Genomic DNA, 12,020 nt, shown 5'->3' on the forward strand with positions numbered 1-12,020 from the left:
TGATACATCCTGTCTGTTACCTGCCGTCAAACCAGCATTCTTTACACTATCCGTTGAGTACCACTTTGATGGTGCGAACTAGTGTGGTTTTATGATTTTTTCAGTAGTGAAACACCTTGTTAAGGTCAGTTATAATGCTGGATTCGCGCTGTTTAACTACTACATTTTTAACTATTATTTTTCTACTTTTTTGACTACTGAAATCATGAGTCGTATACTGACCAGAAACTAAGCTCTAGTGCTTTACAGGAAAGGATTTGTGGAAAGCTCACTTCACTATGTCAATATAAAGAACAAAAGAGATCTCAGATTGTTTCTTTGGTATCTCTCCGCTAAAGATATTGCGGTTCTTATTAGCACGTTAGGATCGTCAAAAAGCGTTTATAATGAAGGTGATATATTTGGAAGTAATGTTGAAATCGCATCAAGTGCTGTTAATCAAGCCCTCTTACTGATCAAGGACAAAGTTGTTAAGGGGATTTACTCCACATCTTTTAATTACTTTAAATCACTTCAATTACCCCCTGCTGAGTTTTCATGGATAAAAAAATCTCCTGATGCATGCTATTTTTTATGGTTGTATATAAAAACTATGGTTCATGACTCAAACAGTGAGTTACAACTTATTCCTGAGATTGCCGGGAAAATAAGAAATACTGATTACACTGCTGCCAGACATGACTTTTTGTATAAGAGATTACTGATAAATCCCTATCCTGTGGATAATAAAGAACGAATGGTTGCAATTGAGGATTTTTTTGATCGCGCACCTACCACTCTGAGAAACAAACTCAATTTGATGCATTGCATTCGAAATAAATGGGACGATCTTTATTATTTAAGTAATAACTTTCCACTGACTCCAAAAGAGAAAAAGAAATGTGATTGGGCTTGGGAATACATACAAAAAGACAGGAGTAACATGCGTGGTAAAAGAAAAAATCCGGATGGCACATATTCTGATTATTTAAATGTTCCATCTGAAACTAACAGTAACATGCTTTCCGCATTAAGACCCTCAGGTGCTTATGAGAAATACATGGCTGTAAAATTTTCATATATTTTTAAATTCGTAAAAGATGATTTATTTATTCAGCGATTCAAAAAAGCATGGGGACTACATAAGTACAGGCTCTCAGCTGCATCTAAAAAGAATAAGTTATCAAAACGCTACGGAACTGAAAAAGAAAATGGTGTAGCAAAATCTGTAACTTCGGGACCAGGGCTGGACGGTTATAAGGATTTCTTGTCTGAGAATAATACTCATCAATTCAACCCTGATTTAGCACAGCCTCTGCACAGTGAACATGACATAGGGAGCATTGTGGAACCAGGTGAAGCATATCAAAATTATAAAAATGAGAATGTTAAAGTTATGAAGCCAACTCAACCAGGGAGTAGCCCAAAAGGTATAAATCCCCGTGGAATAGTAATTAAATATTTGCAGCCTTCCTCCCTGAAAAATACTTTTCCATACCAGATGATAAGCATGGTAAGTGACAGTTTTGACGCAATAGTGAAAACGGCGAGTAAAATCAAGGATAAGAAAAACATCAAGTAAGCATATTCTCTCTGTCAGCATCCTATTATTTTTCATGCCTATATCATCTTATTGAGGCACAACAGCTAAGTATGCTGTTGTGCCTCAATACACCGATCTGTTGTGCCGATCGATATCAAATAAATGATAGATTAATTCTATTGATTTCTAATTATTGATCGGTATCGCCATAGATAATGCCGATCGATTTCTTAAAACCGATCTGTATTAACGATTATCTCATCCCCTCTCAAATGCATACGATCAGATGGACTTTTGTCCAGCTGAAGACCATTTTTCGTTTATAAAACACTCACAAAGGAACAACTATGTTGAAGACTACCTCTACCTTGCTTTTCAGCGCTGCTTTATTCAGTACCACTGCACACGCCGTTATCCAGGACCAGCAATGGGGGAACTGGTTCGGTAACATCAGTGCGATGGAGATTGAAATCAATACCCAAAACAACTCAGGTGAAGTGCTCACACTAACCTGTACAAGCGGAAAGTTAGCTGTTGCTTATAGCGTTCCCGCAGAAGACTACCGCGTTTCTTCCCTGACAGGACTTGCAGAACCGGGCATCAGCGTTAACGGTACAAATCATTCTCTGGATGAAACGGCCTTTACTGCACTAAAAGCAACAAGTGAAAAAGACGTAATAAAAATCACCTCTATGAATTCAGCTATCTCTAAAAAATTCAGTGCTAAAGGGCTGAATGAAGCGCTGGCCGATACCTCATGGCAAGACTGTATTAATCACTAATTAATCAAAGGGGAATATAATGCATAAATTAATTGTTTTATCGCTCAGTTCAGTCGCTCTGCTTATTCCATCTATATCTTCTGCATTGACAATTCACGGAGATATACATCCCGAACGTTATACATTTTTCCTGACCCAAGAAGGCAGTAGCCAGCTAAAACAGGCGAATGATCGACTAGCCAGGAATCCACAGGCCTACACGCTTGACGTGAACCATACAGGCATTCAGCCTTTTGATGCAGTCCGGTGGGATGGTAAGCCTGTAAAAGCCGTCACCTGTGTGCTGGTAGACGGCATTATGATGGGGAAAAAAGCTACCTGGTCACAATGCAAAGATGAAAGTGGTGCGGAATATTTCGGTAATGCTGGATGGCCAGTACGTGATTACGTGGCAAAAGCGTGTGAAGTAGGCAAATCAGATTGTCCTGTTTATCTTGTTTTTCAAACAGATCCACCGACTATGCGAAACGACATGGCTAAATTTGCCCCTGCACCTAAGAACTTTAATGCTTCTGCAAACCTGACGGATGAAATTAAAAACGACGGATGCCAAATGGCTAACAATTCCTTTGAATATGCGAAAAGCAGTATTCGCTGTTCTGCAATCAACACCGTGCGTTTTATTCGCAAACAAAATACCGAAGCTAAGTATGAGGCTGATCTCACCACAACTTCAGGCGAAAACCTGACAATGACTGTCGGGTACACCTATGGGAGTGCATCCAGCAAAGAACCCGGCTGGCGTACCATTTCTGTCAAAGAGGGGGGCATTATTACTGATATTCGCAAACAGGGCCAATGGCTCCCTAATGGCTATAAGTAGAGGAGTGTTCCGTGCATAGTCAAAGCGAAGTGGTTACGAACATGCTCCCATGGCCTGATTGTACGTGGCAACTTGTCCTGTGCGTAACGGGGATTACGTTGATGCGAAGCCATTCGGTCACGGTCAGGGCTCTGGGTGCAGGTTTGACCACCTTTAGCCTGATAAAAACGATAAAAAAACTCGCCGTACTTGCCTGATGGCAAGACGCGGAGATCACAGGATAAAAATACGATGTCTGAAAATAGCACAGGAAAACTTCGTAGCCTTAAAGAAAAGCTGAATTTCCCACGCAGAAAAGTACCTGCAGAAAATCATGATACATCTTCTGAACACTTACCGGAAAACACGATTAAACCCTCGGTAATTGGTTCTGACAAATACAGGCTGTTGCTGGAAAATATTGTCATCAATGGTCTGTTGAATATTGCTGAGGATAAACTTAGTGATGATGCTTTTGTTGAAGTTGTTTTCAGCAAATCATATGAGCTTTTGCCTGCCCCGGTCAGGATAGTCCTGAAGCGGGAATGGTGCCTGAGTTACCTTCAGTCGCAAAAAGCGCCGATTCTGGTGAAACTGCAACTTTACCGCGCAGGAAAGCTTAGTCCTGCCGAACTATCTGCATCGCCGTTGTTACCAGATTCAGAAAAAACTGCATCGCAGATACCCCCTTCTGTTTTACCTAAATAATTCTGCCTTTCAATCCAGGCCATCCTTCGGGGTGGCCTTTTTTATGCCCATTTTTAAAGGAAGCACCTATGACCCGTTTAGCCAGCCGCTTTGGCGCGGTCAACCTTGTACGCCGTGACCGCCCGTTAACCCGCGACGAATTGGCCCAATATGTGCCCAGCGTCTTCAGTGAAGAAAAGCATGAATCCCGTAGCGATCGCTACACCTACATTCCAACCATCACTTTACTCGATAACCTGAAGCGTGAAGGCTTTCAACCGTTCTTTGCCTGCCAGACCCGAGTGCGGGACCAGAGCAAGCGTGAGCACACCAAACACATGCTGCGCCTACGCCGAGAAGGACAAATCACTGGCAAACAGGTACCGGAAATCATTCTGCTTAACAGCCATGATGGCTCCAGCTCATACCAGATGCTGCCGGGGTTATTCAGAGCGGTTTGCCAAAATGGGCTGATTTGCGGTGAGAGTTTTGGTGAGGTTCGTGTGCAACATAAAGGCAACGTAGTAGAGAAAGTCATCGAAGGAGCCTACGAAGTGCTGGGGATATTTGACCGGGTAGAAGAAAAACGCGACGCCATGCAGTCACTTATATTACCTTCCCCGGCGCAACAGGCGCTGGCACAGGCGGCGCTGACGTATCGTTTTGGCGAAGAGCATCAGCCGGTGACGGAATCTCAGCTACTGGCTCCCCGTCGCTGGCAGGATGAGTCCGGTGACCTCTGGACAACCTATCAGCGCATTCAGGAGAACCTGATTAAAGGTGGTCTGAACGGGCGCAATGCGAAAGGAGGACGCACACATACCCGCGCTATTAAGGGGATCGATGGCGATGTGAAGCTTAATCGAGCCTTGTGGGTGATGGCAGAGAACATGCTGCAACTCGCCTCATGAATCACATACTCATCTCTGTTTATAGCCCTGTAGCTTGCTGCTATGGGGCTTTTTATTTTAAGGAGTTTCCATGTCTGAACTGATATTACCTCCGGCTTTTCCAGTCAATGAGCAACGTATTATCCGTCGCGCTATGCGACTGCTGGAGAAATACCAGCGCCAGCCTGGCGAGCAGTTCCTTGACACGAGTTGTACGAAAAGCTGGCTGCAACTGCACCTGGGACGGCAGGAACGTGAGGTTTTTGTCGTGCTCTATCTCGATAACCAACATCGTCTGCTGGAACATGAAACGCTATTCCTTGGCACGATTAACCACACCGAAGTCCATCCCCGTGAAATTGTGAAATCTGCACTACGGCACAACGCGGCAGCGGTGATCCTCGCTCATAACCATCCATCGGGAATAACGGATGCCAGTAAAGCAGACCGAACGATTACTTCCCGGATAGTGAATGCACTGACTCTGGTGGATATCCGGGTGCTGGATCATTTCATCATCGGTGATGGTGATGCGTTGTCGTTCGCGGAAAGAGGCTGGCTGTAGGAGAATATTGATGAATATCATAAGCAAACGTCAGGCAATGGCGATATACCGCCAGCATTCTGAATCCCGGTTGTCTCGCTTCTGTACGGGCAAATATCACTGGTCCGGCAGCGTCTGCCATTACTACGGTCGGGAAGTGCAGGATATTCGCGGTGTGCTGGCAGTTTTTGCTGAGCGCCGACAGGACCGTCAGGGGCCTCATATCATCCTGCGCTGTGTCAGCCTCAATTAACCGTCAGGAAAAGGAACACAAACATGAAAAAAGACACAGCCAATGAAGTAGTGGATACGCTGCGATGGGGACTGAAATGCGACATCACACCACATTTCGGGGCCCGTCTGGTGCAGGAAGGCAACCGCCTGCATTACCTCGCCGATCGGGCCAGCATAATTGGTCAGTTCAGCAAAGCTGATTTACGCCATCTCAACCAGGCTTTCCCCTTGTTGATGAAGCAAATGGAGCTCATGCTCACCAGCGGAGAACTTAATCCCCGGCACCAGCACTGCATCACGTTGTATGCGAAAAGATTAACCTGTGAAGCCGATACGCTTGGTTCTTGTGGCTACGTCTATGTCGCCATTTACCCCACTCAACACTGATCAATTTTAGCTTCCACTTCTACGAGAACAACATCATGAAAACCTTTCCTGCAACAACTCAGCGGGCGGCGAAGCCATGCCCGTCGCCTGTGGCCGTCTGGCAGATGTTACTTGCCCGTCTACTTGAGCAGCACTATGGCCTGACCCTTAGCGATACTCCATTCAATGATGAAAGTATTATTCAGGAACATATCAACGCCGGTATCACACTAGCCGATGCCGTTAACTTTCTGGTGGAAAAGTACGAACTCGTGCGCATCGATCGCAGGGGATTTAGCTGGCAGGAACAATCGCCTTATCTGCGGGCTGTAGACATTTTGCGGGCGCGACAGGCAATGGGGTTGTTACGACAAGGCCATAATCTTTCGACACGCTGAATCTTGCGAGCCTCCTTCCCGAATTACATTCCCGATCTGTCTTCCTTATTTACTCATTGCATAATGCGCCTGCCACTCCCGGCGGGCGTGTTTGCTTTTTACGGACAAATTATCATGCAAACAGAAGCTGAAGTTTTAACCGATCATAATGAGCTAATTTGCTCAACCAGTATAGAACGCATCGTCACAGGGCGTGATGCTGCGCTGAGCCTGATAGAAATCCTGATCCATAAGCTTGATGATATCTCACGGCTAACCTCCAGCATCGGTGGTGATGTGGCGGAGCATTGGGCGATGCGACAGGGCCATTCCTTTGACTGCTGGTTAATGCAACCAGTAGATAAAGCGATGCCAGTGATTACCCGCAATATCGATCGCAGTATCTGGCGCGATCTCATGCTGAAGTCCGGGATGTTGACCTTGATGGATGCCGAAGCCCGCAGCCAGTGGGCTAAAAACCTCGAAGAGGGTGATCTTCCGGCCATCAGTGAAGCCAACATCCTAAGTACCTTTGAACAACTCCACCACAATAAACAGGATGTTTTCGAACGTGGGATTATCAATGTATTTAAAGGGTTAAGCTGGGACTACAAAACCAATAATCCCTGTTACTTCGGTAAGAAGATTATCGTCAACAATCTGGTGAAGCATGACAGATGGGGCTTCAGTCTGAACTGGGGCTGGCGGCGCGACCAATTAGCCGATCTAGAGCGAATGCTCTACCTGCTGGATGGTAAAACCATTCCCGATAACCGCCATGATGTCTCGATCCGGTTTATGGATTTTGTGCGCGATAATCCGCATCAGCAGATTTTCGAAGATGAGTTGTTCACTATTCGCTACTTTCAGAAAGGCAGTGGGCATATCACTTTCAAACGCCTGGATCTGGTGGAGAAGATGAATGATATCGTGGCGAAGCACTTTCCGGGGATGTTGCCTGCGAAATGAGATGTGATGTTTTTATAGGCACCTCTATGCTAATATTAATAGGAGTTATTAAATATTATTAAACGAGGTAATCCCTATGGGTTCGCTTACTAAACAAACCATCAGCGCACAGATACCTATTGAATTGGCCGCTGCTGTTGAGAATCTGGCAATTGAGTTAGATCGTTCTAAGAGCTGGATTATTAAGGAAGCGTTGACCAGTATGCTGGCCGAAAGAGAACGGCGTCACCAGAGCATCCAGGCCGGTCTTGCGGATGTGGATGCCGGTCGCGTGGTGAGCCACTCGGACATGGTGGATTTTGCTAATCGCTTAAAGAAATCCTGATAAATGGAAATTTACTGGACGCTTAAAGCTCAGGATGACCTGGAACGTATCTACCGTTTCGCTCTTCAGTATAGCCGCCAGTACGCCGATGACGTTTTGGATCGCCTGATTACTGGCTGCGCTGGCCTTGCTGAGCATCCGGCAATTGGCGTACAGCAGCCTCGGTATGAACCTCGGGAAGTCCGAAAAGTGTTATTTGATGACTATGAGGTTCATTACGAACTTTGTGACAATAATATCTATATCGTGGATCTCTGGCATACCAGAGAAGAACGATGAAGAGATTTTCTTTGCGTTCAAGGGTGTTGATTAGTGAGTATAAACACATAATCGTGTTTATACTCAATTTTGTGTTTTAATGGCACTTTCTACTCCTTCTGAAGGATGGATGCCATGTTACAGAACAACATTAAACAGCTCCGTACCCAGCTATCTATCACCCAGCGCGAGCTGGCGTTTATGGTCGGCACCAGCCAGCAACAAATTCAGCGTATCGAGACCGGGAAGGTTGCTGCAAAGCTGGGTCTCGCCCAAGCAATATGCAATGCTCTGGATAAGCCTCTAAACGTAGTGTTCCCGGAAAGTGATCGGTTGATAAACGACTTCCGCAAGAAGCGTCGTAAAACCGATGAAGATCTTGAAGCGATAGCCACAAGCGGCATTGAAATGGACAGTGGTCTCTGGACCGTAAAACTTTGGCTACAGGGACATCAGGACTATTTGCTGTTGCCCATTTCAGCGGCGGATAAGCGGAGGTTTTATTATTATTTTCAGGAAAAAACCGCCCCAAACACAGAGCGCTTCTTCGTTTTTGATTCTTCCGAGTATCGTTATGCGTTAAATATGCGTGAAGTGGTATTTCACCAGTTTTTGTCTGATGGCTTTGCTCCCATCATGAGTGAAGAGGACGATGACTATGAAGACGACTATTTTAATGTCCATATCACTCTGGTGAACGGCGGACCAGTGATACCGCTGAGTGTCGAGCCTGATATGGCAGCAAATGAAGAGACGTGCGAAATAGGTCAGTTGAATGCGTTCTTTGAAGCTCTGGATTGCGAGCCTGAAACAACGGAGCGTTTTATGATAACCGACATAGATGGAGAAGATGCTTTTATCCGTATTGGTTCTATCGCGATGGTACGAGTTGTATTTGACGCGCTTGAGCCTGTGGAAGAAGATGAGGAGTGATTTTAAGTTAGCTGCGTTTTCAGAGAATCGCGCATGAGTATACATGTGAGTATATATAGCGGTTCTCTTATTTTGTAATCTTATTTAATTCAGTGAGTTACGTCGAGAATCGCGGTGCGGCCTTCGCACCAAATCTAAATATAAAGCCCTCAAAAGCAGTTTTTGTACCTTAAATCCGCGCCACGCAAGATTTCTCTTTCAATCATAACCATCCTCATCCATGTCTACGAACTTCACCGAATTCATCAAGGTACTGCCCAAAAATGCCCCATCCAGCAGACCCCCTCATCACCCCTTTGCTGAATGTATCGTCGTTAGCCAGTGAGTGATGTTTTCATTCAACGCATCGTTTTTGAAGAGGGCGCTGCCGGATACTACGCGATCGACGCCGCTGGCGATTATCTCCGGCAGTTCTTCCAGTGCTAGCGAACCGTCGACGGCCAGCAGAATGGAATCCCGCTTCCCGGACGCATTGAGTAATGCGACAACCTGAGCGATGCGCCTGAGTAAGGCAGGCTTGCTGAGCTTGCTCCCGTAGCCCGGATTGACCGCCAGAATTTGTACGATTTCAACGTCTTCAATGACCGGCAGAATGTGTTCCAGCGGTGTCGCCGGGCACAGACTGACCCCTCGCAACACCGGCATTGTGCCGCCGGAGACTTCCGCATTTTGCTCACCCAGCCAGTGGAGCATATGGTGCAGATGCGGCGAGTTTTCTACCTGCAACGTGACGCAGTGTGCTCCCGCCTTTACGCTTGCCTGCACGACGGGCCAGGGATTATCCACCATCAGGTGAACATCCTTAATTATCTGCGCTGGTAATTGCGTGATAGCCCAGGGACCGACGGTGAACTGAGGGCAAAAATGCCCGTCCATCAGATCCAGGTGAAGAACGGGTTGTTCAAGCGCGCGAAGCGTTTGCAGGTACTCACCGAGTTTGAGCCACTGACCGGCAAGAATACCGATGCTTAACGGGTAACGCTTCATTAACGAGACGCACTCTGCGCGATTCAACCCGGAAAAGGGACGGTTCATTTTGAGATCCTTATGGCATCAATCCATTGAAGACGCGTTTTTTTCGGGGGCAGCTCATCAGCGATTCCAGTTTTTCCACGCAGGCAAGGTAGTGGGGCGTGGTTTTATGGAACGCAACGGCGGCTTCATCCTTATAGGCTTCATAAATATAAAAGCGGCTCTTCACTTCCGGATCCTGTAACACGTCGAAGCGGAGATTTCCCTCTTCACGCACCGATCCCAGATGATTGAGGCGAAAGACGTCGATAAATTCATCGACTTTATCGTCGTGGACGTTAATTTCCACCAGAGTGACATGCATACTGTTCTCCTTGAAAAGTATGGGCCCGCCTGGCAGGCCCATGACTTCTTAGTTTTTCTCGCTCAGATAGAGTTCATACGCGCGGTCTGCGGTTTCATTACGATGTACCACCGCGTGGACGGCCTTCATCATGGCGACAGGGTGTTCGGACTGGAAGATGTTACGTCCCATATCGACACCGGATGCGCCCTGGTCGATGGCCTGCCAGCACATCTCAAGCGCTTCGCGTTCCGGTAATTTTTTACCACCGGCGATAACAATCGGAACCGGGCAGCCTGCGGCGATGCGCTCAAAACCTTTATCGACGTAGTAGGTTTTGATGATCTGCGCGCCCATCTCTGCGGCGATACGCGTGGCGAGCGAGAAGTAGCGCTGATCGCGCACCATGTCTTTCCCCACGCCAGTTACCGCCATCGTCGGCATGCCGACCTTGATACCGGCATCAATCAACTGAATGATATTTTTGATCGACTGGTGCTCATACTCACTGCCGATATACACCTGTGCCGCCACGGCGCAGCTGTTGAGACGAACCGCGTCATCGATGGAGAGCGCAACCGCCTCATTGCTTAACTCGGTGAGAATCGAGTTAGCGCCCGAGGCGCGCAGGACTACCGGTTTGTTGGTGGCGGGCGGTACCACACTGCGCAGGATACCGCGTGTGCACATCAGCACATCGGCGAGCGGGAACAGGGGGGCGATATTGATATCGATACGTTCCAGTCCCGTCGTCGGCCCCTGAAAATAGCCGTGGTCAAACGCGAGCATGACCGTTCTTCCCGTCTCAGGATTAAAAATGCGCGACAGTCGGGACTGCATCCCCCAGTCAAGTGCGCCGCACCCCTTTAATGTGAATGGGGTATTGCGTTGCGGCGTATCGGTATGGAAATCCTTACCATCTTTGATGTCATCTAAATCAGCCATTTTTTACTCCACGGTTAAGGAATGAAACTCAAAAATCGTACTTATCGATATTCTCTTTGGTGAACACCACGCGCTCAGGCAGCAGCACAATGCCGTTGCCTTTCGCCTCATAGCTGTAGCCCTGTACGCTGTTCGGCGAGACTTCAACCTGGCCCACGCCCGGAATGTCCAGCTTGTCGCCGGTATTCATTTCGCCTTTTTTCAGCAGCGCGTCAGCCACGTACACGGAGATCTTGCCCTGCTGGACCACGTCCCAGAGGCCAAACTCTTTCACCGTGCCGCGCTCAACATAAGGGCGCATCACGTTTGGCGTGCTGAAGCCGACAATCGCCACGCTGGTGTTTTTCAGGTTTTCAGCAGCCTGAGCGGCGGCGGGAAGGGCGTTGGCATCCGGCGCGATGATGGCGTCGAGATCGGCATAAGCCTTAATAATGCCTTCTGCGGTTTGCAGCGATTTGGTGGCGTCGTTATAACCAAACTGCGTGGTGACGACTTCCCAGCCAGGATGATCTTTGGCGATCTTGTCTTTCGCTTCTTTTACCCACTGGTTTTGATCGGTCACGGTCGGACTGGAGTAGAAGAAGGCCACTTTGGCTTTCTCTTTTTTGACCTGATTTGCGGCCATATCGACCAGCATGCCGCCTAACTGGGCAGGAGTGCCCTGGTTGATGTAGTACGACCGGCATTCCGGTTTGGTGTCAGAATCCCAGGTCAGCACCTTCACGCCTCGCTGCATGGCACGCTTTAACGCCGGGCATAAGCCATCAGGCGACACGGCGGACACCACAATGGCGTTATACCCTTGGTTGACGAAGTTATTGATGAGCTGAACCTGGCCGGACACGCTGGGCTCCGTCGGGCCATCGTAGGTGACATCGACGCCCAGCTCTTTGCCTGCCTCGAGGGCGCCGTTACCGCCGCTGGTAAAGAATCCCACGCCAACCAGTTTTGGGATAAACGCGATTCGCTCTGCGGCATAAGCGTTGAGAGTGAACGCCGCCAGGCTAAGGGTACTGATTACGGCAATTTTTTTAATGCTCTGAATAGTCATGTACTTTTCCTTTATGGCAA

Annotated in this window: 17 protein-coding genes; 13 read left to right on the plus strand and 4 right to left on the minus strand. The window is 47.6% G+C overall.

Annotated features, from left to right (window positions below):
• The first annotated feature begins 259 nt into the window (after nt 1-259).
• The 13 genes from C2U53_RS13330 (at nt 260) to C2U53_RS13395 (ending at nt 8,689) form a co-directional block, all read left to right on the plus strand.
• Complete coding sequence (locus C2U53_RS13330; RefSeq protein ID WP_104445996.1) at nt 260-1,561, plus strand: hypothetical protein; 1,302 nt, start codon at nt 260-262, stop codon at nt 1,559-1,561.
• A gap of 308 nt (nt 1,562-1,869) precedes the next feature.
• A complete protein-coding gene (locus C2U53_RS13335) occupies nt 1,870-2,304 on the plus strand; it encodes a hypothetical protein (RefSeq protein WP_104445997.1) in 435 nt (144 codons plus the stop codon).
• 19 nt (nt 2,305-2,323) lie between these two features.
• Nucleotides 2,324-3,127 carry a hypothetical protein gene (locus C2U53_RS13340; protein WP_104445998.1) on the plus strand — a complete coding sequence of 268 codons (804 nt, stop codon included), beginning with the start codon at nt 2,324-2,326 and terminating at the stop codon, nt 3,125-3,127.
• A 231-nt stretch (nt 3,128-3,358) separates the two neighbouring features.
• Nucleotides 3,359-3,814: a hypothetical protein gene (locus C2U53_RS13350; RefSeq protein ID WP_104445999.1), complete on the plus strand. Its 456-nt coding sequence runs from the start codon at nt 3,359-3,361 to the stop codon at nt 3,812-3,814.
• A 68-nt stretch (nt 3,815-3,882) separates the two neighbouring features.
• Nucleotides 3,883-4,704 (plus strand): DUF932 domain-containing protein, encoded by an 822-nt coding sequence (locus C2U53_RS13355; protein ID WP_104446000.1) that lies wholly within the window; start codon nt 3,883-3,885, stop codon nt 4,702-4,704.
• Between the two features lie 70 nt (nt 4,705-4,774).
• Nucleotides 4,775-5,248: a DNA repair protein RadC gene (gene radC / locus C2U53_RS13360; protein WP_047399355.1), complete on the plus strand. Its 474-nt coding sequence runs from the start codon at nt 4,775-4,777 to the stop codon at nt 5,246-5,248.
• A gap of 10 nt (nt 5,249-5,258) precedes the next feature.
• Nucleotides 5,259-5,480: a DUF987 family protein gene (locus C2U53_RS13365; RefSeq protein ID WP_104446001.1), complete on the plus strand. Its 222-nt coding sequence runs from the start codon at nt 5,259-5,261 to the stop codon at nt 5,478-5,480.
• A gap of 23 nt (nt 5,481-5,503) precedes the next feature.
• The gene (locus C2U53_RS13370; protein ID WP_104446002.1) at nt 5,504-5,848 is read left to right on the plus strand and encodes a type IV toxin-antitoxin system YeeU family antitoxin; all 345 of its coding nucleotides are present in this window, start codon (nt 5,504-5,506) and stop codon (nt 5,846-5,848) included.
• A 35-nt stretch (nt 5,849-5,883) separates the two neighbouring features.
• Entirely contained in the window at nt 5,884-6,225 is a 342-nt protein-coding gene (locus C2U53_RS13375) for a TA system toxin CbtA family protein (RefSeq protein WP_104446003.1), read from the plus strand.
• 114 nt (nt 6,226-6,339) lie between these two features.
• Complete coding sequence (locus C2U53_RS13380) at nt 6,340-7,173, plus strand: DUF4942 domain-containing protein (RefSeq protein ID WP_032676675.1); 834 nt, start codon at nt 6,340-6,342, stop codon at nt 7,171-7,173.
• A gap of 76 nt (nt 7,174-7,249) precedes the next feature.
• Nucleotides 7,250-7,498, plus strand: coding sequence for a CopG family ribbon-helix-helix protein (locus C2U53_RS13385; RefSeq protein WP_000535212.1), 249 nt, complete (start codon nt 7,250-7,252; stop codon nt 7,496-7,498).
• Nucleotides 7,499-7,501: 3 nt separating this feature from the next.
• On the plus strand, nt 7,502-7,777 hold the full coding sequence (locus tag C2U53_RS13390) for a type II toxin-antitoxin system RelE/ParE family toxin (RefSeq protein WP_104446004.1): 276 nt from the start codon (nt 7,502-7,504) through the stop codon (nt 7,775-7,777).
• A 114-nt stretch (nt 7,778-7,891) separates the two neighbouring features.
• Nucleotides 7,892-8,689 (plus strand): helix-turn-helix transcriptional regulator, encoded by a 798-nt coding sequence (locus tag C2U53_RS13395; RefSeq protein ID WP_104446005.1) that lies wholly within the window; start codon nt 7,892-7,894, stop codon nt 8,687-8,689.
• 288 nt (nt 8,690-8,977) lie between these two features.
• Here the strand turns inward: C2U53_RS13395 and C2U53_RS13400 are convergent, their stop codons facing one another.
• Genes C2U53_RS13400 through lsrB form a run of 4 tightly spaced genes read right to left on the minus strand, consistent with a single transcriptional unit; the run spans nt 8,978 to nt 12,000 of the window.
• On the minus strand, nt 8,978-9,724 hold the full coding sequence (locus tag C2U53_RS13400; protein ID WP_061069582.1) for an epimerase: 747 nt from the start codon (nt 9,722-9,724) through the stop codon (nt 8,978-8,980).
• A 10-nt stretch (nt 9,725-9,734) separates the two neighbouring features.
• The gene (lsrG, locus tag C2U53_RS13405; RefSeq protein ID WP_044264508.1) at nt 9,735-10,025 is read right to left on the minus strand and encodes a (4S)-4-hydroxy-5-phosphonooxypentane-2,3-dione isomerase; all 291 of its coding nucleotides are present in this window, start codon (nt 10,023-10,025) and stop codon (nt 9,735-9,737) included.
• Nucleotides 10,026-10,073: 48 nt separating this feature from the next.
• Nucleotides 10,074-10,949 (minus strand): 3-hydroxy-5-phosphonooxypentane-2,4-dione thiolase, encoded by an 876-nt coding sequence (gene lsrF, locus C2U53_RS13410; RefSeq protein WP_000774153.1) that lies wholly within the window; start codon nt 10,947-10,949, stop codon nt 10,074-10,076.
• Nucleotides 10,950-10,977: 28 nt separating this feature from the next.
• A complete protein-coding gene (lsrB, locus tag C2U53_RS13415) occupies nt 10,978-12,000 on the minus strand; it encodes an autoinducer 2 ABC transporter substrate-binding protein LsrB (protein ID WP_054176788.1) in 1,023 nt (340 codons plus the stop codon).
• Nucleotides 12,001-12,020: the final 20 nt, after the last annotated feature.

The organism is Citrobacter sp. CFNIH10, from assembly GCF_002934585.1.
In the GTDB taxonomy this organism is placed as follows: domain Bacteria; phylum Pseudomonadota; class Gammaproteobacteria; order Enterobacterales; family Enterobacteriaceae; genus Citrobacter_A; species Citrobacter_A amalonaticus.

Excerpts from the sequence above, each read along its gene's own strand:
- C2U53_RS13365 (WP_104446001.1), top strand. The coding sequence starts at position 5,259 with ATGAATATCATAAGCAAACGTCAGGCAATGGCGATATACCGCCAGCAT.
- C2U53_RS13395 (WP_104446005.1), top strand. The coding sequence starts at position 7,892 with ATGTTACAGAACAACATTAAACAGCTCCGTACCCAGCTATCTATCACC.
- C2U53_RS13400 (WP_061069582.1), bottom strand. The coding sequence starts at position 9,724 with ATGAACCGTCCCTTTTCCGGGTTGAATCGCGCAGAGTGCGTCTCGTTA.
- C2U53_RS13355 (WP_104446000.1), top strand. The coding sequence starts at position 3,883 with ATGACCCGTTTAGCCAGCCGCTTTGGCGCGGTCAACCTTGTACGCCGT.
- lsrB (WP_054176788.1), bottom strand. The coding sequence starts at position 12,000 with ATGACTATTCAGAGCATTAAAAAAATTGCCGTAATCAGTACCCTTAGC.
- radC (WP_047399355.1), top strand. The coding sequence starts at position 4,775 with ATGTCTGAACTGATATTACCTCCGGCTTTTCCAGTCAATGAGCAACGT.
- C2U53_RS13335 (WP_104445997.1), top strand. The coding sequence starts at position 1,870 with ATGTTGAAGACTACCTCTACCTTGCTTTTCAGCGCTGCTTTATTCAGT.
- C2U53_RS13380 (WP_032676675.1), top strand. The coding sequence starts at position 6,340 with ATGCAAACAGAAGCTGAAGTTTTAACCGATCATAATGAGCTAATTTGC.
- lsrF (WP_000774153.1), bottom strand. The coding sequence starts at position 10,949 with ATGGCTGATTTAGATGACATCAAAGATGGTAAGGATTTCCATACCGAT.
- lsrG (WP_044264508.1), bottom strand. The coding sequence starts at position 10,025 with ATGCATGTCACTCTGGTGGAAATTAACGTCCACGACGATAAAGTCGAT.
- C2U53_RS13370 (WP_104446002.1), top strand. The coding sequence starts at position 5,504 with ATGAAAAAAGACACAGCCAATGAAGTAGTGGATACGCTGCGATGGGGA.
- C2U53_RS13375 (WP_104446003.1), top strand. The coding sequence starts at position 5,884 with ATGAAAACCTTTCCTGCAACAACTCAGCGGGCGGCGAAGCCATGCCCG.
- C2U53_RS13385 (WP_000535212.1), top strand. The coding sequence starts at position 7,250 with ATGGGTTCGCTTACTAAACAAACCATCAGCGCACAGATACCTATTGAA.
- C2U53_RS13390 (WP_104446004.1), top strand. The coding sequence starts at position 7,502 with ATGGAAATTTACTGGACGCTTAAAGCTCAGGATGACCTGGAACGTATC.
- C2U53_RS13340 (WP_104445998.1), top strand. The coding sequence starts at position 2,324 with ATGCATAAATTAATTGTTTTATCGCTCAGTTCAGTCGCTCTGCTTATT.
- C2U53_RS13350 (WP_104445999.1), top strand. The coding sequence starts at position 3,359 with ATGTCTGAAAATAGCACAGGAAAACTTCGTAGCCTTAAAGAAAAGCTG.